At 67.6% G+C, this 24689-nt stretch carries 18 protein-coding genes and 1 pseudogene; 9 read left to right on the top strand and 10 right to left on the bottom strand.

Annotated features, from left to right (window positions below):
* Positions 1–11: 11 nt before the first annotated feature.
* Entirely contained in the window at positions 12–1460 is a 1449-nt protein-coding gene (locus AC24R4_RS07750; protein WP_487522656.1) for an HDOD domain-containing protein, read from the bottom strand.
* Positions 1460–3229, bottom strand: a complete 1770-nt coding sequence (locus AC24R4_RS07755) for a putative bifunctional diguanylate cyclase/phosphodiesterase (protein ID WP_400393573.1) — start codon at positions 3227–3229, stop codon at positions 1460–1462. Before AC24R4_RS07755 ends, AC24R4_RS07750 begins: the two co-directional genes overlap by 1 nt.
* A 468-nt stretch (positions 3230–3697) precedes the next feature.
* On the opposite strand from AC24R4_RS07755, the pseudogene ilvA reads away from it, so the two are divergent.
* Positions 3698–4783 (top strand): annotated as a pseudogene (gene ilvA, locus AC24R4_RS07760) (threonine ammonia-lyase, biosynthetic); the annotation flags it as partial.
* A gap of 65 nt (positions 4784–4848) precedes the next feature.
* Here the strand turns inward: ilvA and AC24R4_RS07765 are convergent.
* Positions 4849–6318 carry an MFS transporter gene (locus AC24R4_RS07765; protein WP_400393575.1) on the bottom strand — a complete coding sequence of 490 codons (1470 nt, stop codon included), beginning with the start codon at positions 6316–6318 and terminating at the stop codon, positions 4849–4851.
* 241 nt (positions 6319–6559) lie between these two features.
* On the opposite strand from AC24R4_RS07765, the gene AC24R4_RS07770 reads away from it, so the two are divergent.
* Positions 6560–7318, top strand: a complete 759-nt coding sequence (locus AC24R4_RS07770) for an SDR family oxidoreductase (RefSeq protein ID WP_400393577.1) — start codon at positions 6560–6562, stop codon at positions 7316–7318.
* 15 nt (positions 7319–7333) lie between these two features.
* Here the strand turns inward: AC24R4_RS07770 and AC24R4_RS07775 are convergent, their stop codons facing one another.
* Both AC24R4_RS07775 and AC24R4_RS07780 read right to left on the bottom strand, forming a co-directional pair.
* A complete protein-coding gene (locus tag AC24R4_RS07775; RefSeq protein WP_400393579.1) occupies positions 7334–7825 on the bottom strand; it encodes an ankyrin repeat domain-containing protein in 492 nt (163 codons plus the stop codon).
* Positions 7826–7945: 120 nt separating this feature from the next.
* A complete protein-coding gene (locus tag AC24R4_RS07780; protein ID WP_400393581.1) occupies positions 7946–9391 on the bottom strand; it encodes a catalase in 1446 nt (481 codons plus the stop codon).
* Between the two features lie 338 nt (positions 9392–9729).
* On the opposite strand from AC24R4_RS07780, the gene AC24R4_RS07785 reads away from it, so the two are divergent.
* A complete protein-coding gene (locus tag AC24R4_RS07785; RefSeq protein WP_400393582.1) occupies positions 9730–9903 on the top strand; it encodes a hypothetical protein in 174 nt (57 codons plus the stop codon).
* Here the strand turns inward: AC24R4_RS07785 and AC24R4_RS07790 are convergent.
* Positions 9873–11045 carry a diguanylate cyclase domain-containing protein gene (locus AC24R4_RS07790; RefSeq protein ID WP_487522657.1) on the bottom strand — a complete coding sequence of 391 codons (1173 nt, stop codon included), beginning with the start codon at positions 11043–11045 and terminating at the stop codon, positions 9873–9875. The two genes, AC24R4_RS07785 and AC24R4_RS07790, sit on opposite strands and share 31 nt — an antisense overlap.
* 274 nt (positions 11046–11319) lie before the next feature.
* On the opposite strand from AC24R4_RS07790, the gene AC24R4_RS07795 reads away from it, so the two are divergent.
* Together AC24R4_RS07795 and AC24R4_RS07800 are read left to right on the top strand one after the other, a co-directional pair.
* Positions 11320–11631, top strand: coding sequence for a hypothetical protein (locus tag AC24R4_RS07795; protein WP_153946971.1), 312 nt, complete (start codon positions 11320–11322; stop codon positions 11629–11631).
* Positions 11632–11766: 135 nt separating this feature from the next.
* A complete protein-coding gene (locus AC24R4_RS07800; RefSeq protein ID WP_400396246.1) occupies positions 11767–12432 on the top strand; it encodes an alpha/beta hydrolase in 666 nt (221 codons plus the stop codon).
* A gap of 17 nt (positions 12433–12449) precedes the next feature.
* Here AC24R4_RS07800 and AC24R4_RS07805 read toward each other — a convergent pair whose 3' ends face one another.
* Positions 12450–13310, bottom strand: coding sequence for a MipA/OmpV family protein (locus AC24R4_RS07805; RefSeq protein WP_400396245.1), 861 nt, complete (start codon positions 13308–13310; stop codon positions 12450–12452).
* A 264-nt stretch (positions 13311–13574) separates the two neighbouring features.
* On the bottom strand, positions 13575–14036 hold the full coding sequence (locus tag AC24R4_RS07810) for an ion channel (protein ID WP_487522997.1): 462 nt from the start codon (positions 14034–14036) through the stop codon (positions 13575–13577).
* Positions 14037–14215: 179 nt separating this feature from the next.
* On the opposite strand from AC24R4_RS07810, the gene AC24R4_RS07815 reads away from it, so the two are divergent.
* Complete coding sequence (locus AC24R4_RS07815; RefSeq protein ID WP_487522658.1) at positions 14216–18532, top strand: response regulator; 4317 nt, start codon at positions 14216–14218, stop codon at positions 18530–18532.
* Between the two features lie 190 nt (positions 18533–18722).
* Here the strand turns inward: AC24R4_RS07815 and AC24R4_RS07820 are convergent, their stop codons facing one another.
* Both AC24R4_RS07820 and AC24R4_RS07825 read right to left on the bottom strand, forming a co-directional pair.
* On the bottom strand, positions 18723–19142 hold the full coding sequence (locus tag AC24R4_RS07820) for a copper resistance protein CopQ (RefSeq protein ID WP_400396217.1): 420 nt from the start codon (positions 19140–19142) through the stop codon (positions 18723–18725).
* A gap of 395 nt (positions 19143–19537) precedes the next feature.
* On the bottom strand, positions 19538–20254 hold the full coding sequence (locus tag AC24R4_RS07825) for a CerR family C-terminal domain-containing protein (RefSeq protein WP_487522659.1): 717 nt from the start codon (positions 20252–20254) through the stop codon (positions 19538–19540).
* A gap of 114 nt (positions 20255–20368) precedes the next feature.
* On the opposite strand from AC24R4_RS07825, the gene AC24R4_RS07830 reads away from it, so the two are divergent.
* The 3 genes from AC24R4_RS07830 to AC24R4_RS07840 are packed head-to-tail and all read left to right on the top strand — an operon-like array spanning position 20369 to position 24688.
* On the top strand, positions 20369–21517 hold the full coding sequence (locus AC24R4_RS07830) for an HlyD family secretion protein (RefSeq protein WP_400395343.1): 1149 nt from the start codon (positions 20369–20371) through the stop codon (positions 21515–21517).
* Positions 21510–23111, top strand: coding sequence for an MDR family MFS transporter (locus AC24R4_RS07835; protein WP_400395345.1), 1602 nt, complete (start codon positions 21510–21512; stop codon positions 23109–23111). The genes AC24R4_RS07830 and AC24R4_RS07835 overlap by 8 nt, the downstream gene beginning before the upstream one ends.
* Before the next feature lie 2 nt (positions 23112–23113).
* Entirely contained in the window at positions 23114–24688 is a 1575-nt protein-coding gene (locus tag AC24R4_RS07840) for an efflux transporter outer membrane subunit (protein ID WP_487522660.1), read from the top strand.
* Position 24689 lies beyond the last annotated feature (1 nt).

Here is a 24689-nt window from a genome sequence, read left to right on the forward strand (position 1 = left end):
GGCCCAAGGGATCAGCGCGGGCGTGGCGGGGTGCGGTCGGGCGCGGCCCGCAAGACGCCGGCGGCGATCTCGCCGGTCAGCGCGTCGATCGCTTCGAGCTCGGCCTCGCCGATGACCACCGGCATGCGGGTGCTGCCCCAGTCGCCATAGATCATGGCGATGCAGCGGTTGCGGATCTTTACCGGCGCCAGCAGCACTGTGCGCGCATCGGGCAGCGCATCGCGATACCAGCGCGGCATGCGCTGCGCCATCTCCGCGTCGAACGTATCCTCGATCAGCAGCGGCCGGGGCGACAGCCCGGCAAAGTGGAACACATCGGGCACGAAGCCTTCCTCGTACGACAGCGCGGGCAGCGCCTCGCGCATGCCCTCGCCAAAGCCCAGGCGCGCATGGAAGCGGCGCGTGGTGGGGTTCAGCATCATCAGGAAGCAGCGCGAGAAATCGAGCGCCCGCATGCTGGTTTCCAGCACCATCGGTGCCAGTTGCGAAACGGTCAGGTTGGCGCCTTCGCGTTGCACTTCGGCCAGACCCGCCCGCAGGCGTTCGAGCACGTTCACCGGCTGTGGGCCGTGGGGGGCGCCGCCGTCGGCCGGCGCGGCGGCTTCCGATGCGGCGATCGACGTGCTGAGTGCCTCGGCCTGGCGCACGGCCACGCTGACATCGCCGGGATTGAGGCCCAGCATCTTGGCATGCGAGTTGAGCAGGGTCTCCACGGACGCCTCGTCGCCCTCGCGCACCATCGTGACGGCGGCTTCGGCAGACACGTGGGCGATGGCCGACAGCCAGTCCGAATGGGTTTCGAGCACGGTGTCGGCGGACAGCGTGCGTGGCTTCATGGCATGGGCGATCAGGCCCGGCAGCCGCCATTTGCGCGCGGCGGCCTCGGCGATGTCTTCCAGTGACACCCCCAGAACCTCCAGCGCGGCCTCGTTCTCGGTCATCGGATGCGCGGCGCACATGGCCTCCACGCGTTCCCATTCGTCCGGGTAGTAGAACACCAGCAGCAGGCGGCTCATGTGGTGCATCAGCGTGCAGACCACCGCTTCCTCGCCCTCGTTGATGCCGCGCGCCTGGGTCAGCGCGCGCGTGATCTCGCCGGCCACCAGCGCACGTTGCAGCGCCTTCAGCGCCTGGGGGCGCTTGGGCGCCACGCCGTGGAAGTAGTCGAGCAGCTGGATGCCGAGGGTCAGGTGGCTGATGGCCTCCACGCCCAGTACCAGGATGGCGCGCGACACCGTGGTGACTTCGCCGCCGAAAGACCGGTACATCGCCGAGTTGGCCAGCCGGATCACCTTCTGCGACAGGCTGAAGTCCGACAGCACGCTCGTGGCCATCTCGCCAACGGTCAGGTCGGCGTTGAGCGTCTTGAAGATGTTGTCGACACAGTACTGCAGCGTGGGGAAGTCTCCCTGCTGCGCCATGCGTGCCCACAGGGTCTCGAAGAACTCCGTCTTGGACATCAGGACACCACCCGCTGCGCGAACACTTCGCCAAGGCCCATGATGAGCTTGCCGTCCAGCACGGCGTTTTCGAAGTCGGACGGGCTCAGGGCGCGCGCATAGCGCCAGCCCTGCACCAGGTCGCAGCCCTGCGCGGCCAGCAGCGCGCCCTGCGCGTCGGTCTCGACGCCCTCGGCGATGGCCACCAGGCCCAGCTCGCGCGCCAGCGACAGCACGGCGGACACGATGGTGCGCGCGTGCGGGGAATCGATCATGTCGGCCACGAAGCTGCGATCCACCTTTAGCGCGGACAGCGGGAAGCGCCGCAGGTACGACAGGCTCGAATAGCCGGTGCCGAAGTCATCGACGGCAAAGCGGATGCCCAGCGCGCGCAGCGACAGCAGCAGCCGCTCCGCGGCCTGCGGGTCGGTCATCAGCGCGCTTTCGGTGATTTCCAGCACCAGGCGGTCGGCGCCGATGCCGGCGTCCTGGATCGCGCCGCGCACGCTGTCGTAGAAGTTCGGATGCAGGAACTGCACGGCCGACACGTTGACCGACATGTGGCCCACGCGGATGCCCTGCGCATCCCAGGCGGCCAGCTGCGCGCAGGCGCAGCGCAGCGCCCAGGCACCCAGATGCTTGATCAGGCCGTTCTTCTCGGCCACGGGGATGAACACGTCGGGACGCACGTACTCGCCGGCGTGCTCCCAGCGCATCAGCGCCTCCACCGCGCAGATCTCGCCGGAGCCCGGCCATACGATCGGCTGGTAGTGCAGCAGGAATTCGCCGCTCTGCACCGCTTCGAACATGCTCTGCTCGATCCGGAACTGCTCGTCGAGCCGGCGGTCGAGTTCGGGCGAATAGACGCAGTAGCGGTTCTTGCCCAGCGCCTTGGCCTCGTACATGGCCAGGTCGGCACGGCGCAGCCATTGCGATTCGCTCTGCGGGGCTTCGGTCGAAAAGGCCAGGCCGATGCTGGTGGTGATGCGCACATGGCAGCCGCCCAGCAGGAACGGCTGCCGGCACACGTGGATCACGCGCTCCAGGATGCGCACGGCCTCGGCCTCGGACTCCAGGCCGTCCATCATCAGCACGAACTCGTCGCCGCCCAGGCGGGCCACGCTGTGGTGCGCGCGCACGGTGTCCTGCAGCCGCGCGCCCACTTCCTTGAGCAGCGCATCGCCGTACTCGTGCCCCAGCGAATCGTTGATGTTCTTGAAGCCGTCCAGGTCCATCAGCGCCAGCGCGAACGACTGGCGCGACACCGGGCCGGACGTGTATTCCTCGATCCGCTTGCGGATGAAGGCGCGGTTGCCCACGCCCGTCAACGGATCCAGGAAGGCACGCTCGGTCAGCTGGCGCTCGGATTCCACCCAGTCCGTGACGTCGTGACCGAACAGCAGCAGGCTGGCCGTGCCGGCGGCGGCACGGTGATGGCTCACGCGCAGGTCGATCCACCCCGGGCGGCCACCGCCCACCACGCGCACGCGCTCGCGCCGGGCGGCGTGGTCCTGGGCGCAGCCCTGCAGCATGCGCGCCACACGCTCGCGCGATTCCAGCGCGATCAGGTCGAGTACGGAGGTGTGCAGCAGGTAATCCAGCGGATAGACCAGCAGGTCGGCCGTGGTTTCGGTGGCTTCCAGGATGCGGCCCTGGATGTCGACCCGCATGGCCAGCGCGCCGGAAGCTTCCAGCAACGCCCAGGCCTCGTCCCCGGCAGGGGTGGCAGCGGCCAGCCGGCGATCGGCAGGCTCGGGTGCCAGGGCGACATCGTATGCAAGCGCGGTCATGTATCTTATGCCCGAAGTCCCGTGGACGCAGGACAGATATCGGATGGATTCTTATGGAACTGAAGCGCCGGCTGCCCGTGGGACAAAACCAGTCCGGGGCGGATATCCAACCCGGAACATGACCTCTGGCTTCAACGGGGCCGGACGTGACGACAACGGCGATTCTAATACGAGCTTGCGTCCGCCTGAACCCCGCATGGGGAAACGGATTGCGGGAATCGGCGCGGCCGCAACAGGCGGCCGGGGGCGCCGCGCAGCCGAACATCGCCGGGATTGACACAATGTGCATAAATCCGTGACACTCGACGCCATGACCTGTTTCGGCCTGAACCTCATCGCGATGATTCGCACCATTCCTCGAATGGTGGGTTAGCGCGCGTCCGGAACAGACCACAACAACCCGCCCAACGAGGCGGGTTTTTTGTGGCCGCCTCCTGGGGACTCCCCCTATCCAGACAGGAGCGTTCCATGCCGCAATCCCCGGTTTCCGCCGTCCCCGCCACCACCCGGCACGCCGCCCCCGGCGCAGCTTGCGGGCTTGTGCACGCAGATGCCGATGCGTTCGATGCAGATGACTACCTGAGACGGATCCTGACCGCGCGCGTGTACGACGTGGCGCGCGAAACGCCGCTCGACCTGGCGCCGGCACTGTCGGCGCGCCTGGGCCACCAGGTCTGGCTCAAGCGCGAGGATCATCAGCCCGTGTTCTCGTTCAAGGTGCGTGGCGCCTACAACAAGATGGCCGGCCTGCCGGCCGAGGCGCTGGCGCGCGGCGTGATCACGGCGTCGGCCGGCAACCATGCCCAGGGCGTGGCGCTGTCGGCGGCGCGGCTCGGCGTGCGGGCGGTCATCGTGGTGCCGCAGACCGCGCCCCAGGTCAAGGTCGATGCCGTACGCGCCCATGGCGGCGAGATGGTCGAGGTGGTGCAGGCGGGCGAATCCTATTCCGATGCCTATGACCATGCGATGGCCCTGCAGCGTGAGCAGGCGCTGACTTTCATCCCGGCCTTTGACGATCCTGAGGTGATCGCCGGCCAGGGCACGGTGGGCATGGAGATCCTGCGCCAGCATCGCGGGGCGCTCGATGCCGTGTTCGTGCCGATTGGCGGGGGCAGCCTGGCGGCTGGCGTGGCGGCCTATGTCAAGGCGGTGCGCCCCGAGGTACAGGTCATCGGCGTGCAGACCGAGGATTCGTGCGCGATGGCCCGTTCGTTGGCGGCCGGCGAGCGCGTGACGCTGGATTCGGTGGGGCTGTTTTCCGATGGCACGGCGGTCAAGCGCGTGGGGGAGGAGACCTTCCGGCTATGCCGGCATCTGCTCGACGGCGTGCTCACGGTGGATACGGACGCGCTGTGCGCGGCCATCAAGGACATCTTCCAGGACACCCGGAGCCTGGTGGAACCGGCCGGTGCGCTGGCACTGGCGGGGCTGAAGCAGTATGCCGCGGGTCTGCCGCAGGATGCGCGGCAGGCACTGGTGGCCATCACGTCCGGGGCGAACATGAATTTCGACCGCCTGCGCATCGTGGCGGAGCGGGCCGAGGCCGTGGAGGCCGCTGCCCGCTAACGGTACACGCCAGCCGGCGGCCCGGGTTGCCCGGGAGCCGGCTGGCGACCCGCTCAGGACTGGAAGTCCTCGGCATCCACGTCGTAGTTGGCCGGTTCCCAGCGGATCGCCAGCAGGGCCAGCAGGCCGGCCAGCGGCGCCAGGGCGATGACCCAGAACACCTTGGTGGACAAGGCGGCGGCCAGCACCGGGAACAGGAACAGCGACGCGGTGGAGCTGGCGCGCATCAGCGTCTGGTTGAAGCCCACGCCCACGCCACGCAGCGACGTCGGGTAGCTCAGCGACGCATAGGTCATGGTATGCGCGCCCGGGCCAAAGCCCTGGCCCAGCAGGAATAGCGCCAGGAACGCAATGGCGATGACCACTTCCGCGCCCCCGGCGGGTTTGCCCACCAGTGCCAGGCCCACCAGTGCGGCCAGCTGGAACGCGTAGCCGGTGACGGTCAGCTTCCAGGCGCCGGTCCGCGGCACCAGATGCACACCGATCAGACCGCCGACGAAGGCAAACAGCAGGTTCAGCGCCAGCGACACCAGGATGGTGGTCAGCATGGTCTGCGCCAGGAAGCTGGCGATGATCACCGGCAGGCCGAAGGCGACCGCGTTATAGGCAAACGACGATGCAATCGACATGATCGTGGCCAGCACGGTGCGGCGTGCATAGACGCCCTTGAGCAGCAGGCCGTAGTTGCGCCACGACGCCGGACGCTTGGGCGGCTCCACCACGGCGTCGGGCGCCACCTCGGCGTCAATGCCGTACGATTTCCGCAGGATCCTGGCGGCGCCTTCCAGGTCGCCCTGGTTGGCGGCCCACACCGGCGATTCGCTCATGTAGCGGCTGCGCACGGCGATGATGATCAGCGCGGGCACGGCGCCGAAGCCAAGGATGATGCGCCACAGCAGGCCGCTGTGCGATGCCGGCAGGATCGCGTAGCAGCCCAGCACCAGCAGGTACGAGACGCAGATCGCCGCATACCAGGTGGGGCACCACATCGCCACCCGCGCGGCCTTGTTGCCGTGTCCCTTGAGCCTGGAGAATTCGGCCAGGAAAGCCATGGCCACGGGCAGGTCGATACCGACGCCAAGGCCCATCACGAAGCGGGCACCGGCCAGCACGTATTCGTTCGGTGCCAGCGCGCAGGCGATGGCGGCGATCACGAAGCAGAGCATGTCGGCCATGAACACCCGGTAGCGGCCGATACGGTCGGTGAGATAGCCGCCCAGGAACGCGCCGACAATCGCACCAAACGTGATGGCGGACGCCACCATGCCGGTGCCGGCTGGCGTCAGCCCGAATTCCCGGGTGACGTCCTTCAGGCCGAAGGCCAGGGCGCCCAGGTCATAGGCGTCCAGGAAGATGCCGCCCAGCGCGATGGCTACCACGATGCGGGCGTTGCTGACGGCGGCGCCGCCATCGTTGACGAGCCGTGCCACATCGGCGGCGGAACGGATAACGGCCCGGGACGGCGCGGCCGTCTGGGCGGAAGCCTGGGCGCCGGCGGGCGACAGGGCGAGATCGACTGACATTTGTAGGGGTACGAGGGCGCTGGAAAAGGAAGGCGAGCGCCTTCCGGCACCCGCCCAGTCAGCGCGAATCGTACGACAACCGCCGGGCCGGCCCAAATGCATTGTTGTTATATCTTTAGAACTTCGCCTGCCTTGGCCAGTGAAATCCTCGGCGGAACGCCCCGGTGCAGCAGCCTGTGTTGTACGATGACCGCCTCGTCAGGACTTGCACCCCCACCACTCAGAAACGGAGACTCCGGGTATGACACAGCAGGCAAAGGTCGCATTGGTCACGGGCGCCGCGCGCGGCATCGGCAAGGCGGTGGCGCAGGCCATGCTGGCCGACGGCTATCAGGTAGTGCTGGCGGGACGCACCGCCGAAACGCTGGAAGCCCTGGCCGAACAGGCCGCGGCGGCCGGGCAGACGGCGCTGGCCGTGCAGTGCGATGTCAGCAACCCGGCTTCGGTCGATGCGTTGTACAAGAAAGTGAGCGAACGCTTCGGTCGTCTGGATGTGCTGTTCAACAACGCGGGCGTCAATGCGCCGGCAATCAGCATCGACGAGCTGTCATTCGAACAGTGGAAGGCGGTGCTCGATACCAACCTGACCGGCGCCTTCCTGTGCGCGCGCGGCGCGTTCGCGCTGATGAAGGCGCAGGACCCGCGCGGCGGCCGGATCATCAACAACGGGTCGATCTCGGCCCACGCGCCGCGTCCGAACACGGTGCCCTATACCGCCACCAAGCACGCCATCACGGGCCTGACCAGGAGCCTGTCGCTCGATGGCCGTGCCTATGACATTGCCTGCGGCCAGATCGACATCGGCAACGCCGGCACCGACATGGCCAACCGTATGGCGCGCGGCGTGCCGCAGGCCAATGGCGAGATTCGTCCGGAACCGCTGATGGACGTGGCCCATATTGCCAGTTCGGTGCTGCACATGGCCAACCTGCCGCTCGACGCCAACGTGCAATTCATGACCGTGATGGCGACGAAGATGCCGTTCGTCGGGCGCGGCTGAGCGCGGATCGGCCGATCAGTGTGCCGGCCGGCCCGTGCGGCCGGCCATGAACGCGGCGGCGTCGGCCGCCGTCATGCCGCGCGCGTCGCGCGCTTCGGGATTGGCGCCGTGTTGCGTTAGCAGTTCGACGATTTCCGTACGCTGGAACATCGCCGCAACCATCAGCGCCGTGCGGCCGTCGGGCGACGCGCCTTCGACGTCCGCGCCGTGTTCCAGCAGGATGCCGATGATCTCCCGGTAGCCCTTGTACGCGGCACCGGCAATCGGCGTCTGCCCCATCGCATTGCGCGTATCCGGCGACGCGCCGGCGGCCAGCAGCGTGCGGAGTGCATCGGCATGACCGTGATAGGCGGCCAGCATCACCAGGCTGTCGCCCTTCTCGTTGCGCAGGTTCGGCGGCATGCCGCGTTCGATCAGCGCCGCCAGCGCGGCCGCCTCGCCATTGCGTGCCAGGTCGAACACCTGGCCCAGCGCAGCGATCATGCGGGCTTCTTCATCGGCGGTCATGGTGGGGGCTTGGGTCGGATCCATCTGTTGCCTCGTCTTGCTTTCGTCATGAGGGCGGGACGCGCCCGCCCTCTGCCCCGGGCCTCTCCCGCGGGCGGGAGAGGCAAACGCCCAGGGGGCTTACTTCGCTTCGATCTTCTCGATCGCCGCCGCGACACCGGCACCGTAGGCCGGATCGGCCTGCGTGCAGTGCAGGATATGGCGCTGCTGCACCGGCTTGGACACGCCCTGGATGGCGCGGGCGGTATTGTCGAACAGCGCCTGCTGCTGCGCCGGCGACATCAGGCGGAACAGGTCGCCCGCCTGCGAGAAGTAGTCGTCGTCCACGCGGTGATTCCAGTGGTCGGCGGCGCCTTCCACCGACAGCGGCGGCTCACGGAAGTCGGGCTGCTCGGTCCACTCGCCACGGGTGTTCGGCTCGTAGGCAATGGTGCCGCCCGCGTTGCCGTCGGTGCGGCCACGGCCGTCGCGGTGATAGCTGTTGACGTACCGCGCGGCCTTCGGCGCGTTCACCGGAATCAGGTGGTGGTTCACGCCCAGGCGGTAACGCTCGGCATCGCCGTACGAGAACAGGCGGCCATGCAGCATCTTGTCCGGCGAGAAGCCGATGCCCGGGACGATCGTCGACGGCGCGAACGCGGCCTGTTCCACCTCGGCGAAATGGTTCTCCGGATTGCGGTTCAGCTCCAGCACGCCCACTTCGATCAGCGGATAGTCCTTCTTGGACCAGATCTTGGTCAGGTCGAACGGGTTGTGGCGATACTTGCTGGCGTCGGCCTCGGGCATGATCTGCACGAACAGCTTCCAGCGCGGGAAGTCGCCGCGCTCGATGGCTTCGTACAGGTCGCGCTGATGGTATTCGCGGTCGCGGCCGGTGACCTCGGCGGCTTCGGCGTCGGTCAGGTTCTGGATGCCCTGCTGGGTCACGAAGTGGAACTTCACCCAGTGGCGCTGCATGTCGCGGCTGATGAAGCTGTACGTATGGCTGCCAAAGCCGTGCATATGGCGCCAGCTACGCGGAATGCCCCGGTCGCTCATGGTGATGGTGACCTGGTGGAACGACTCGGGCAGGCTGGTCCAGAAATCCCAGTTGTTCTCGGCGCTGCGCATGCCCGTGCGCGGATCGCGCTTCACGGCGTGGTTCAGGTCGGGGAACTTGAGCGGATCGCGCAGGAAGAAGACCGGCGTGTTGTTGCCCACCAGATCCCAGTTGCCTTCCTCGGTATAGAACTTGATGGCGAAGCCGCGAATGTCGCGCTCGGCATCGGCCGCGCCGCGCTCGCCGGCCACCGACGAGAAACGCATGAAGAGTTCGGTCTTCTTGCCGATCTCCGAAAACAGGTTGGCGCGCGTGTACTGGGTGATGTCGTGCGTGACGGTGAAGGTGCCGTAGGCGCCCGAGCCCTTGGCGTGCATGCGACGCTCGGGGATGACTTCACGGTCGAAGTGGGCGAGCTTTTCCAGGAACCAGACATCCTGGAGCAGGGCGGGGCCACGCGGGCCGGCAGTCTGGATGTTGTTGTTGTCGACGACGGGCGCGCCGAAAGCGGTCGTGAGCTTGTTCATGGGATTCCTTGATGCAGACGGCCGGGCCTCGTGGGCCTGGCCTGGACGTTTGTGGGTCTGACTAGCAGGCTGACACCGATGGCGCGAAGCACCGGCGGAAGTCGATTTAACTATCGCAGATGGGCTACGACAAGTCATATCGTATTGATCAATGACTGCGATAGGCCATCAGACTTTTGGGTTACTGAATTAAGAGTTTTGCTATGGACGGCATGCTTGTGTTCAAGCACGGCCCGCCCTTTTGACGCGAATTTGATATCGCCGAGTTGGATCTTTTCAGTAACTGGACAGCGAAATCCTTAGGCTGAAGGCGTTATCAGACAGCCAGGGAGCTTGCCATGACGATGTGGATGGCCTATCGGATCGGGATCGCGGTGATCGCGCTGGTGGCGTTGATCGCGCTGTTCGCATGCCAGTACCGGCTGTCGTCCCGCGTATCGCGCCGATGGCCCGCGCGCGGCAGCCGCGAGGACGATGCCCTTCAGTCGTCGGAGGTGGCGAACTGGAACTGACCCTTGCCCTGGGCCTTGGCCCGGTACAGCGCACGGTCGGCCAGATGCAGGATGTCGTCGGCGGTCAGCCCTTCGGGGCGAACGTGGGCAATGCCGATGCTGACGCCGAGCCGGGCCTGGTGGCCTGTGGAAAGCAGATAGGGCGCGCTCACTTCACGCAGCAGGTCCTGCGCCAGCGTCTGCACGCTCTGCGTGCTTTCGTTGCGTAGCACGATGACGAATTCGTCGCCGCCAATGCGGTAGACCAGGCCCCGGCCCGGCACCGCGCCACGCAGGCGCTCGCCGACACGGACCAGCAATTCGTCGCCGCTGCCGTGGCCGAACGAGTCATTGACCGGCTTGAAGCCGTCCAGATCCATATAGAGCAGCGTCAGATAGCGGCCCGCGGCCATGCGATGCGCGCTGGCCTCGCGGATTTCGGCAAGCAGGCTGGACCGGTTCAGCAGCCCGGTCAGGGAATCGTGGCGGGCCCGGTGGGCGTTTTCGCGCTCGGACCGCATGGTGGCCACCACCATCGCATTCATGCGAAACGATGCGCTGGTCATGCTGACGACATAGACGGGCAGTTGCAGCAGGGTCAGCAGGAACAGCGGTTCGCGGGCCACCAGCGCACCCGCGCAGATCGGGCCCAGGCTCAGCAGGATCATCAGGGCGGTCATGCGCGGCGTGCCGTAGTTGCGGAAGCAGATGCCGCCACACATCGCCGCCGCCGACAGGCACGCCATGGCCGCGCTGAGCCAGTCGCCGCTGACGACGCTCAGGTACGCGCCCAGGCCGACGCTGGCGGCCCAGGCCAGCGTCAGGCACATGTGCCAGTCCGTAGGGGTCGGGCGCCCTGCGCGCGAGGCGCGGCGCGCCAGCCACAGCACGGTCACGCGCGACAGGCAGATGGCGATTTCAAGCCCGAGCCAGACCAGAAATTCGGGGCGGCGCAGATGGAGCGTGATGACCGTGGCCACCATCAGCGTATTGAGGATGCCGCCGAAAAAGATCGACAGCGTGCCGAACAGGCTGCCGACCAGCGCGTCGCGGATTTCGGCTGGCACGTCCCGGCCCGGCTCCGCCAGCCAGCGCGTGAATCCCCAGCGCGGCGCGCTGTAGACCTGGCCCGACAGGAACATTGGGGAATAGCGTTGGGTCATTGCCCGTGCATTCTGCCAGACCGACGTTACGCCGCATGCACCGGGCAGGGGGTACTTGCGCGGGGTTGTGCGTCCGTGGGCGAGGCGATGACGGCCGCGGACCTGCCGCTGCCGGAGCGTGCGAAGTCCGATGTTGCATGGCAATGTGACGATGTGGCCGCGTAGGCGGAAAGTGTTTCATAAGGCTCTTATTGACCGCCCCTTGGCAGGTTTACCGTGCCTTTTCGGACCGCGCTTATATCCTTACAGGGAAAACAACGTGCAGGAGACAACGATGCAAGCGAGGTTTGCGCGCGGCATTGCGCAGACGCCACTGACCGTGGCGGCCCGGGAATATCCGCTGGCGGAGGAGGCCGCCATGCCCGAGGTCGGCGATCTGGTGACCGTCTTTAGCCAGGACCTGGAGACCGAGTTCAATGTCCGCCTGAACGCCGTGGCGGGGCCCGACCTCTGGTACGGCGTGATCTATGCCATCAATCGCGGCGCCGAAATGCTGGTGGTGGCCGAGGGGCTGGAACTGGACGATGTGGTCAGCGTGCGGCGCCAGGAAATCGCGTCGGTCATCCGGGCGGATCATCCGCATTGAGGCTGGCCACGGGGCTGGCCTGGGCAGCCCACCGGCGCCGGACGTTGCCGGCCAGGTCTGGCCGCGGGTATGCTGCGCCTGCACAAGCGTCCGCTTGCATCGCGGGCATGCCCACATCCAGCCTCATCGTCTTTCATGTCATCGTCATTCACGACCGCCGCCTCTTCCCGCCTGTTCATCGCCGGCCCTGCCGGGCAACTTGAAGTCCTGGCCGATACCCCCGACGGCGCGCCACGGGGGATTGCCGTGGTCGCGCATCCGCACCCCAGCCAGGGCGGAACCGCCGAGCACAAGATTCCGCAACTGCTGGCCCGCGTGCTGCAGGCGCATGGCTTCCTGACGCTGCGGCCGAACTACCGTGGGGTGGGGCAAAGCGAGGGCCAGTACGACGATGGCAATGGCGAAACCGACGATGTGCTGGCCGTGATCCGCCACTTGCGGGCCGAACATCGGGACCTGCCGCTCGCGCTGGCCGGTTTCTCGTTCGGCGGCTTTATCCAGGCCCGCGCCGCCGCGCAGCTGGCGGGGGACGGCGAGCCGGTTGCCCACCTGATCCTGACCGGCATGCCGGCGGGCGCGCTGTCTGAAACGCTGTCCTATGACACGCCCGCCGTGGCGGCCCACGCACTGATCGTGCACGGCGAGCGCGACGAGCGCGTGCCGCTGGCCAATGTCTTCAACTGGGCGCGGCCTCAGGAACTGCCGGTGGTGGTGCTGCCGGGGGCAGGCCATTTCTTTACCGGCAAGCTGCCGGGGCTGCGCCAGGTGGTGGACGAATACCTGAGCCGGCCGCAAGCCTGACGCTCACGGCCGGCGGGTCAGAACTGGTAATTGATCGAAATATCGCCAGTCCAGCTGGTGGAGCGCGACGTCACCGGGCTGTTGCGGGCATCGCCCACCAGCGCGGACACGCCCACGTCGGCCGTGGTGAACCAGTGCTTGTTGAAGAACCACATGGCCGAGATGCCCCCGCCGTAAGACTTGATGCCCGCGCCGGCGTGGTGCTGCGGCAGGCCCGATCGCGCCGACTGCTCGGCCGTGACGCCGTACCAGCGGCTCATGTAGGCGGAGTCGGCAAACGTCATGGTGGGGCCCGCGAACCAGAAGAAGTTCTCGTTGCTGCCCGGCAGCGGCATGTAGGCGCCGATGTCACCGATCACGCCGTTGGCGCCGCCGAACTGGCGCCGCACGTTGGCGCGGATCACCAGCGGGAATTCCTTCGACACCACGTATTCGGCAAACAGCTTCGTCTCCGCCGCCATGCCGATATTGCCCAGCCCGCCCAGATGGTCGTGGTCGTGCTTCTCGCGGCGCCCGAAATCGTAGGTCAAGGCGATGCCGGCGCGCAGATTGTTGGTGTGGATGATGTTCCAGCCCAGGCCTTCGCCGGTGGACAGGAAGGCCTGGTCGCGGTAGCGGATGTCAATGACCGGGCCGGCCAGCACGAAGTAGTTGGTGGTGCCCTCGTAATACGGCCGGATGCTGGCGGCGGCGCCTACGCGCACTTCCCATTTCTCGGGCTCGCCCTCGAACAGCTTTTCCAGCGGAACCCCCACGGAATACTGCCATTCGGCCAGCGGCGCCGGCGTCTGGGCCTGGGCGCGCGGCATCCACAGCAGGGCCAGGACGGCCAGCAGCGCCAGCATCGGCCAATGGCGCAGGGGGTGGCGGACAGCCATGGACGGCAGGGGGGGAAACGGGACGCGCCACGACGGCTGGCTATCCGGGATGATCGACACTTGATTCTCCGGTCTTCTTGTTACCCCGGGGCCGGGGCGGAATCGACATCTAACGGGACAACGGGCCATCTGGATGACGGCAACTTATCTTTTCACCGGACACTGCCGCCGGTAACTTCCCGCAATCCCACAACCGTGTAGGAAGGACGCCGATTTCGGCGTCAGCCGATGGCGCCTACCATGCAGCAGGGGCAATGCGCACGCCTAATCGTTGACGTCCAGCTCGTCGCCGCGCCAGTCGCGCCGCATGATCAGAAACGTGAACGAAGTCGACCATCCGATCAGGATCAGGCCCACCAGCGGCTGCACCGAAGCCAGAAGCCGCAAGGGCCCAACCGGGAAGATATCGCCAATACTCTGCGTCGTGAACGTTTCCAGCGAGAAATAGATATAGGCGATGGCACCATGTTGGCGCATGCCGGTCAATTTGCCGATGTTCAGCACGTCGGTGCCGAGCCAGTAGCCGGCGCTGAACACCATGGCTTCGATGCAATGCGTCACGATGATGAGCACGATCACCGCGCCGATATTGAGCTTGCCGCTGAGCCGTTTCGGATGGAATTCCGAGATCAGCCGCAGCGCCTCGTAGTGGATGCCCACGCTCAGCACGGTCAGGGCACCGGTGAGCGCGATGGCAATCAGGAACTGGAGTGGCGTGTCATCCATGGCTGACATGGCGCGTTTGAGAAGGCCAGACTATACGGCGGCTCGCCCCGTGTAAATGGATCGGCGGCGATGCCGGGCGCAGGCGAACGGATACAGGGCGGGTTTCCGGCTGCCAGAGGCGCCGGAGAAGTTCGGGTGGCTGGCGGGCACGGACCGGTGGGAACGGGGGAGAAACTGGAATGACCAAAGCGGACGGCAGCGTGCCGTCGACAAATGCCGATGGAGGCGGGCCTGGGTTCCTGGCCGGTGCCGGCGAGATGGCGGCGCTGATCCGCCAGTTCCACTGGAACACCACGCCGCTGGGGCCGCCCGCACAATGGCCGCAGAGCCTGAAGACCGCCATCCGCATCATGCTGACGTCGCGCCAGCCCATCTGGATTGGCTGGGGCGCGGATCTCCTCTTCTTCTACAACGACCCGTACAAGGCGATCATCGGCGGCAGGCACCCGGTGGCGCTGGGCCGGCCGACGGCCGAGGTCTGGCATGAGATCTGGCCGGAAATCGGCCCGCTACTGGCGACGGCCATGGCGGGCACGGAAGGCACCTTCGTCGAGCAGAAGCTGCTGATCATGGAGCGCAACGGGTATCCCGAGGAAACGTACTACACGTTCTCGTACAGCCCGGTGCCAGACGACCACGGCGGCACCGGGGGCATCATCTGCGCCAACAGCGAGGACACCGAGCGCGTGGTGGCCGAGCGGCAATTGAAACTGCTGCGCGAGCTGGCGGCGTCGGCCACCAACGCCCGCAGCGGCATCGACGCCAGCCGGCGGGCCGTCGCGGCGCTACACGTCAACCGCTGGGACATTCCGTTCGCGCTGCTGTACATGGGCGGGCGCGGGGAGCAGACGCTGGCGCTCGCGGCCAGCGCCGGCATCGCCGCGGATCATCCGGCCGCGCCGCAGACCCTGGACGCCGCCGATCCGCTGGCAGCCTGGCCTGCCGGCGAGGCGATAAGCGCCGGCGTGGCGGTACACGTTGACGACCTTGCCAGCCGCTTTGCCGCGCCCTTGCCCGGCGGCGCCTGGCACATGGCGCCGCGCGCGGCCGTGGTGCTGCCGGTGCAGCTGTCGGGCGAAAGCGTGCCCAGCGGCGTGCTGGTGGTCGGGCTTAACCCTTGCCGACTGTTCGGTGAGCGTTATCGGGCGTTCCTGGACCTGGTGGTCGGACAGATCAGCCAGGCCATCAGCTATGCGAATGCCTATGAGGAAGAACGGCAACGGGCCGAGGCGCTGGCCGAAATCGACCGCGCCAAGACCACGTTCTTTTCCAATATCAGCCACGAGTTCCGTACGCCGCTGACGCTGATGCTGGGGCCGCTGGAAGAAATGCTCCATCGCGACGACGTGGCCGATGGGGATCGCGCGCTGGCGGAGGTCGCCCATCGCAATGGCCAGCGGCTGCTGAAGCTGGTGAACGCGCTGCTGGATTTTTCCAGGATCGAGGCCGGGCGCGTGCAGATGTCTGCGCAGCCGACCGACCTGCCCGCCTTCACGGCCGACCTGGCATCGCTGTTCCGTTCGGCCGTGGAATCGGCCGGCATGCGGCTGGAGGTCGATTGCCCGCCGCTGCCCGCGGCCGTGGCGGTGGATCGCGAGATGTGGGAATCGGTGGTGCTCAACCTGCTGTCGAACGCGTTCAAGTACACCTACACGGGCGAGATCGCGGTGAAGCTGGGGCGGCTCGGTACCGGCGAGGTGGCGCTGTGCGTCAGCGACACCGGGATCGGCATTGCCGCCGAAGAGCTGCCGCGTCTGTTCGAGCGGTTCCACAGGGTGGCGGGCGCGGTCGGGCGGTCGATCGAAGGCAGCGGCATCGGCCTGGCCATGGTCCAGGAACTGGTGCGGCTGCACGGCGGACGGATCGATGTGCAGAGTACCCCTGGCAAGGGCTCGCGCTTCTGCGTGACGCTGCCGCGCGAGGCCGTGGTGGCGGAGCCGGCGCCCATTCCGGCGGCCACCAGCGCGCGGGCGCTGGCATACGTCGATGCCGCCCGGCGCTGGGTGCCGGGGGCCGACGATGTGCCGGCGCCGCTGGCGATCGAGGACATGTCCGGGCCGGGCCCGCAAGGCGCCGAGGTGCGCGGCCGGTTGCTGGTGGCCGACGACAATGCCGACCTGCGGCACTACATGCATCGCATCCTGCAGTCGGCGGGGCACCAGGTACATGTGGCGGCGGACGGCCAGGCGGCGCTGGACATGGCGCGGCGCATCGCGCCGGACCTGATCGTCTCCGACGTGATGATGCCCCGGCTCGATGGTTTCGGGCTGTTGCGCGGCGTGCGCGATGACGCGGCGCTGCGCCAGACGCCGGTACTGCTGCTGTCGGCCCGCGCGGGCGAGGAGGCGCGTGTCGGCGGCCTGGCGTCGGGCGCGGACGACTACCTGATCAAGCCGTTCAACGCGCGCGAACTGCTGGCGCGCGTGGCCAGCAACCTGCGGCTGTCGCAACTGCGCCGGCAGGCCCAGCGCGAATTGCAGGACATGAACGCGTCGCTCGAACGGCGCGTGGGCGAGACCGTGGCCGACCGCGATCGGCTCTGGGAGCTGAGCGAAGACCTGCTGATGGTGATTGGCGCCGACGGCATGCTGGAGCGCGTCAGTCCGTCATGGGAGCGGGTGCTGGGCCATGCGGCGAGCGTGGTGATCGGCCGTTCGTGCATGGTGCTGGTGCATCCCGAAGACCTGGTGCCGGTGACCGAACAGATGCTCGCCCTGCGGCGGGAAGGCGTGCCGGTGCGCTACGAATGCCGGATGCTCGGGGCCGATGGGGCCGAGCGGTGGATGGCCTGGAGGCTGTCGATCGATCCCGCGAACGGCCGCATCCATGGCGTGGGCCGCGACGTGACCGGCGACAAGGCGGCGGCGCAGGCGCTGCGGCATGCCGACGAGGCGCTGCGCATGGCGCAGAAGATGGAGGCCATCGGCAAGCTGACCGGCGGCGTGGCCCACGACTTCAACAACCTGCTGCAGGTGATCGGCGGCAACCTGCACCTGCTGTCGCGCGACGTGGCGGGCGATGATCGCTCGGAGGCGCGCGTACGCAATGCGCTGGCCGGCGTGGCGCGCGGCGCCAAGCTGGCGTCGCAACTGCTGGCATTCGGCCGCCGCCAGCCGCTGGCGCCGAAGGTGGTCAACCTGGGGCGCTTCGTGCGCGGCCTGGACGATATGCTGCGGCGGGCGCTGGGCGATGGCGTCGAGATCGAAACGGTGATCGGCGCGGGTTTGTGGAATACACTGATCGATCCGTTCCAGGTGGAAAACGCGCTGCTGAACCTGGCGATCAACGCGCGTGACGCCATGAATGGCCATGGCTGCCTGACGGTGGAAGCCGGCAATGCGTCGATCGATGACGCCTACGCCCGCCGCAATGCCGACGTGGCGCCGGGCCAGTACGTGATGCTGGCCGTGACCGATACCGGCGCGGGCATGCCGCCCGAGATCCAGGAGCAGGTGTTCGAGCCGTTTTTCACGACCAAGCCCGAAGGCCAGGGCACGGGCCTGGGCCTGAGCATGGTGTACGGCTTCGTGCGGCAGTCGGGCGGCCACGTGAAGATCTATAGCGAGGTGGGCGTGGGCACCACGGTACGGCTCTACCTGCCGCGCGCCGACGAGCCGGAGGACCTGGAAGTCGAGATCGACAGCGGGCCGGCCGGCGGGGGCACCGAAACCGTGCTGGTGGTGGAAGACGACGAGGATGTGCGGGCGACGGTGGTCGAGATGCTCTCAGGGCTCGGCTATCGGGTGCTGAAGGCGCGCGACGCGATGAGCGCGCTGGCCATCGTCGAAAGCGGCGTGCCGATCGACCTGCTGTTCAGCGACGTGGTCATGCCGGGGCCGCTGCGCAGCCCGGAGATGGCGCGCAAGGTGCGCGAGCGGCTGCCGGGCATCGCGGTACTGTTCACGTCCGGCTATACGGACAACGCCATCGTGCATACCGGCCGGCTCGATGCCGGCATCGAACTGCTGAGCAAGCCGTACACGCACGAAGCCTTGGCCCGCAAGGTGCGGCAGATGCTGGTGAGCGGCGGCGCGAAGCTGGCGCCAGTGGACGCGGCGCCAGCATTGCTGGTGGATGGCGCGCCGACGCAGGCGGCGGCCGTGCCGGACGGCGTGGGCATCGAAATGCCGCGCCCCCAGCGCGTGGTCTTTGTCGAGGATGACGATCTGCTGCGGGCCAGTACGGCCGAACTGATGCGCACGCTGGGCATCGACGTGATCGAGGCGCGCAACGACGCCGAGGCCATGGTCGCGCTGGGCGGCGACGATATCGATGTCCTGCTGACGGATGTGGGGCTGGGCGGCGTGTCGGGCGTGGACCTGGCGATCCATGCCTGCCGGCTGCTGCCGGCGCTGCGGGTGATCTTCGTGAGCGGCTACGAAGTGGTGTTGACGCCCGCGCAGCGCGACGCGTTGCCGAACGCGGTCATGCTGCGCAAGCCGTATGCGTTGACCGATTTCATCAACGTACTGCAAGCCCGCCCGGAGGGCGGGTAAGACTACCTGGGGCGGTTCAGAGGGCCGAGGCGACGAGTGCCGCCGCGGCACCGCTGGCGGCACTCAGTGCCAGCCATCCGCCCAGGATCAGGGCGCTGTTGCGGAAAGACATGATGGGCTCCGTGGAGAGTGTGCCGGAACCCATCGGGGCTCCGGCTACAGCTGGTGGACCGCCTGCATCGGGCGGGGATCAGGCGTTGGCGCCGTCGGTGTAGATGTCGCGGGCGCGGGCACCGTCATAGAACGGGTTGCGCGGCTGGTTCACGCTGCGGGCGCCGTCGTAGTACGGGTCAACCTTGCGGGCCGGGCTGGCCGACACGCCAACGCGGTCCAGACCTGCCACGATGCGCGCGCCGTCGGTGTACGGATCGGCCTTGCCAACCTTGGCACCGTCGGTGAACGGGTCAGCCTTGCCAACGCGTGCGCCTTCGGTGAACGGGTCGAACTTGCCCTGGCGGGCGCCGTCGGTGAATGCGCTGCGTTGATCCTGCACGCGGTAGGTGTAGCCGTAGACTTCGCCGGCCTTCTGGGCGGCGGGGGCGGCTTGCACGGCACCGGTCACGAAAGCGGCTGCGAGGGCGGCGGCGGTAACGATGGTCTTGGCATTCATGGTGGCTCTCCTTGCTGGGTGGCCGGGCGATCACGTCGTGGGTTCGCGCAGGCCGGATAACTGTGGCGATGTCGGCGGTGTCTTCTTTTTGCTATCTACTGGTAGGTAGATTTGATCGGCTAAAAAAAGAACCGTCTCCGGTACTGATTCACTGCCTGGTGTTGCTTGGAAGGTGCCTGGCTGTCTGCTGCTTGCTGTCAGGCGTCGTCCATGGCTTGAATATTATCTACTACTAGATAGATAAGCAAGGGGTTTTTGCAAAGCACAATCGTAGAAGCCCGAAATATGGAGCGCTGTACCGTGAGGGGCGGCGCGTGGTGGCGGACTAAGCCTTTGAATTTCAAGAGGAAAGATCGAACTCCATCGATCCTCTCTTCCTGATTAGAGTGTTTGCTCTATTTTCTCGAAGGGGTCTGATCCCGCAACGCGACCAGCCCCAGGAGCAGGATGCGGGTGTGTTCCTGCAACACATCGTGCACCTGGCGGGTTTCGGGCTCGCCAAAGCCGTCCCATTCCAGCGCACGCAGCACGTGACGCCGCATGATCTTGAAGGCGGCAATCTGGCTATCGATCGCGACGGTGCGGATGCGCGTGGTCTCGTCGGTGGCCGGCTGGCCGGTCAATCGGCCGATCAGCGCGGAGGTCAGGGCAAAGATCCGCCGGTTGATCCCGGCGTCGATGCGTTCGAAGGCCGTCGGCGGCCCCATCCCGGCTCGCTCACGGGCCATGAACTGGCGCCAGTGATCGGTCTCGGGGCATTCATACAGGAAGTTCGCAAAGCGCGACTGGAGCGCCAGGTAGGCGTCGATCAGATCGGCATCGGTCACGTCGGGGCGGGCAAGCAAGCCTTCGGCCGCTGCCACCACGTCCTGCAGCATGGCCCAGGCGCGCTCGACAAAATACTCGATGCAGGCCAGGTACACGCCTTCCTTGTTGTCGAAGTAGTACTGCAGGGCTGGCGCGTTGACGTTGGCCTCGCGCGCAATATCGCGCGTCGACGCGCCGTCGAAGCCGTGCGCGGCGAACAGCCGCATCGCCGCTTCAATGATCCGCGCCCGGGTTTCTTCCCCGCGCTGGTAGCCGCCTTCGGCCGCTGGCCTGTGTCGCGCCATGTGGACATGTCTCCCCGAGTGAACAGGCTGAAATATATCAGTTGACAGATTTATTCCGAGTGGAATAATTGCGCAGCATTCCCCACTCTTGCCGCCCCCGCCGCATTCCGCCCCATGTCAGTCCCCCCTCCCAATGCGCCGGCAATGCCGGTGGATGTTGCATCGCAGCATAACCCAGGCTCGCGCGCCAGCCGCCGTCGCACCGTGCTGATTGGCCTTGGCGCCGCGCTGGTGCTGATCGCCCTGGTCATCGGCGTACGCTGGTGGCTCTATGGCCGTTTCATTGAAAGTACCGACGACGCCTATATCGAGGCCGACAGCGTGACCGTGGCGCCCAAGGTCAGCGGCTACGTGGCCGAAGTCTATGTCCGTGACAACCAGCAGGTGGTGGCCGGGCAGGCGCTGGTGCGGCTCGACAACCGCCAGTACCAGGCGGCGTTCGACGAGGCGCAGGCCAACGTGGCGTCGCGCGAGGCCGATGTGGCGCGCGCCGATGCCGACCTGCAACAGCAGAAGGCCCGCATCGCCCAGGCCGCCGCCGAAGTGGATGGCGCCCGCGCCAACGCGCGTTACGCGGCATCGCAGGTCGAACGCTACGCGCCGCTGGTCAGGACCGGGGCCGAAACCGAGGAGCGCACCGCCGAACTGCGCAACGCGCAGACGCGCGCATCGACCACGCTGGCCGCCAATGAGGCCGCGCTGAAGGTGGAGCAGCGCCAGATCGTGACGCTGCAGACCCGCCTGCAGCAGGCGCGCGCCCAGCTGGAAGTGGCCGAGGCCAGTGCGCGCAAGTCGAAGCTCGATCTGGAAGACACCACGGTGCGCGCCACCACGGCCGGACGCGTGGCCGACAAGGGCGTGCGCGTGGGCCAGCTCGCCCAGCCCGGCACGCGGCTGCTGACCGTGGTGCCGGTGCAGGACCTCTATCTGACCGCCAACTTCAAGGAAACGCAGGTCGGCCGCATGCGCGCGGGCCAGCCCGTGTCGCTGCATGTCGATGCGTTGTCGGGCGAAGCCCTGCATGGCGTGATCGACAGCCTGTCGCCGGGCACCGGCTCGCAGTTCGCGCTGCTGCCGGCGCAGAACGCCACCGGCAACTTCACCAAGATCGTCCAGCGCGTGCCGGTGCGCATTCACGTGGACGTGCCAAACGCGGCGCGGCCGGTGCTGGTGCCGGGTCTGTCGGTGACGGTCGATGTCGATACCCGCGAGCTGAATCCCGCGCAGGTGCGGGCGCCGGCCGCGGGCGCCAGCCATGGCTGAGGCCGTGGCGCCGGGCCAGGCATCCCCGGCACCTGTGGCGGCGCCGCAGCCGAACGCCACGGCGGCCGACTGGGTCGCCGTGGCCGCCGGGTCGCTCGGCGCGCTGCTGGCCACGCTGGACATCTCGATCACCAACTCGGCGCTGCCGCAGATCCAGGGGCAGATCGGCGCGGCCGGCACCGAGGGCACGTGGGTGTCCACCGGCTATCTGATGGCCGAGATCGTGATCATCCCGCTGACGGCATGGCTCACGCGGGTATTCGGCCTGCGCCGCTTCCTGATGTGGAATGCGCTGCTGTTCACGGCGTTTTCGATGGTGTGCGGCATGTCGCACAGCCTGCCGCAGATGGTCATCGGCCGCATCGGGCAGGGCCTGGCCGGCGGCGCGATGATCCCGACCGCGCAGACCATCGTGCGCACCCGCCTGCCGCGCCACCAGATGCCCATCGGCATGTCGATGTTCGGCCTGATCGTGCTGCTCGGGCCGTTGCTGGGCCCGGTGGTGGGCGGCTGGCTGGCCGAGAACATCAACTGGCGCTGGTGCTTCTTCCTGAACGTGCCGATCACGGCCGTGCTGGTGCCGCTGCTGTATTTCGGCCTGAAGGCCGAGCGCGCCAACGTGGAGGCGTTCTTCAAGGCCGACTGGCTGGGCATCGTCGGCCTGACCATCGGGCTCAGTTCGCTGACCGTGGTGCTGGAAGAGGGCCAGCGCGAGCAGTGGTTCGAGTCGCAGTTCATCGTCTACCTGTCGATGCTGTCGGCCGTCGGGCTGACGATGATGCTGGTCAGCCAGTTCACGGCGAAGCAGCCCATCGTGCGGCTGCGGCTGCTGCTGAACAAGAACTACGCCAGCGTGATCCTGATCGTGACCACGGTGGGCGCGGGCCTGTACGGCGTGTCCTACCTGTTGCCGCAGTTCCTGTCGCTGATTGCCGGCTACAACGCCGAGCAGGCGGGCGGCATCATGCTGCTGTCGGGGCTGCCGGCGTTCCTGCTGATGCCGGTGCTGCCGCGCATCCTGGGCAAGTTCGACAGCCGCTGGCTGGTCATCGGCGGGCTGGTGTGCTTCTTTGCCAGCTGCATGCTCGATATCGGCCTGACCGTGGACAGCGTCGGCCACGACTTCACCATTTCGCAGATCCTGCGCGGCTTTGGCCAGATCCTGGCGATGATGCCGCTGAACCAGGCGTCGATGGCGGCGGTGGCCACCCACGAGGCCGGCGACGCCGCCGGGCTCTACAACATGGCGCGCAACCTGGGCGGGTCGATTGGCCTGGCCCTGCTGGGCACGCTGATCGACCGCCGCAATGCCTATCACGACGCGGTCATCCGCGAATCGGTCACGGCCAACAGCAGCATCGGCCAGGACCATATGACGTCGACCATCGCCGGGTTCGTGGCCCAGGGCGGCGACTTCGCCCATGCGCAACTCCAGGCCGTGGCCCAGCTGAGCGGCGAGATCGCGCGGCAGGCCGCCGTGATGACGTTCTCCGAAACCTTCTTTGCCCTTGGCATCGCGCTGCTGTGCTGCGTGCCGCTGGCCCTGCTGCTCAAGCCGCCCCGCCCGGGCGCGCCTGTTTCCTCCGGTCATTGATCATGTCTGTCTTTTCACCTGCCAGGCGGCCACGCCTGCTGACCCTTACCGCCGCCTCGCTCGCTGCCGGATGGCTGGTGGCTGGCTGCACGGTGGGCCCCGACTACCGCAGCGCGCCCGAAGTGGCCGGCAACGTCATCGACGCGGGACGCTTCCCGCACGCGCCGGCCCAGGCCCAGCCCGTAGCGCCGCGCGCCGCCGACTGGTGGCATGCCTTGGGTGATGCCCAGCTCGATACGCTGATCGAGACCGCGCTCGCGGATAGCCCCGATATCGACGTGGCGCGCGCCCGCGTGCGCCAAGCCCGGGCCGGGCTGGATAGCAACAAGGCCAATCTGCTGCCGAAGGTGGGTGTCGATGCGGCGATGCTGCGCACCCGCTCGCCCGACCTGTCGGCGCTGTCCGGCAATGGATCGTCGGGTGGCGGGCGCGGGCCGCTGTCGCTGTACATCGCCAGCTTCGATGCCAGCTGGGAGATCGATCTGTTCGGCGGCACGCGCCGGTCTATCGAGGCAGCTTCGGCCGAAGCCGATGCGGCCTCGGCGCAGTTGGCGGACGCGCATGTGCAGCTGGCCGCCGAGGTGGCGCAGGCCTATATCACGCTGCGCGAGCAGCAGGCCAGCCTGGCGCACCTGCAGGATTCCGAGAAGCTGGAGGCCGACATGCTCGACCTGACGCAGCAGCGGCGCGCACGCGGCGTGGCGTCGCAGCTCGAAGTGGAGCGCCTGCTGACGCAGCTCGACAACACGCGGGCGCAGATGTCGCCGGTGCAGGCCAGCATCGCCGAACAGTTCGACCAGCTGGCGCTGCTGACGGGCCGTGCCCCGGGGACGCTCGATGCGGCGCTGTCGGCCGCCCGGCCGTTGCCCCGCGTGCCCGAGACCGTGGCGGTGGGCGATCCGGCGGCGCTGCTGAAGGCCCGGCCCGATATCCGCGCGGCCGAACGCCGGCTGGCGTCGAGCACGGCGCAGATCGGCGTGCGCAAGGCCGACTGGTTCCCCAAGTTGTCGCTGCTGGGCTCGCTCGGGTTCAGCGCGATGGACCCCGGCCACCTGGCGCGCAAGGACAACGGCACGTGGCTGACGCTGCCGCGCCTGCAATGGAATATCCTCGATTTCGGCCGTGTGGCCGCCGGGGTGGACAGCGCGGAGGGCGGACGCGACGAGGCCGACGCCAACTATCGCAGCACGGTGCTGAAGGCCCTGCGCGATGCCGATGTGGCGCTCTCGCGCTACGGCCATCAGCGCGAACACGTGGTGGTGCTGCGCCGCGTCGAGGCGTCGTCCGAACGGGCATCGACGCTGCAGCAGCAGCGTTACCGTGCCGGCACGGCCAGCATGCTCGAATGGCTCGATGTGGAGCGCACGCGCGTGGTGGCGCAGCAGAACCGCATCTCGGGCGACGCGGACCTGCTCAAGGACTACGTGTCGCTGCAGAAGTCGCTGGGGCTGGGATGGCAGACGGCGGCCGGCGCCGAGGGTGCCGCCGCCGCGTCTGCGCCAACGGCCACACCGGGCACAGCGGCCACAGCGGCCACAGCGGCCACAGCGGCCGCAGCGGCCACACCGGCTTCCTGAC

It is taken from the genome of Cupriavidus sp. CER-90 (assembly GCF_057652055.1).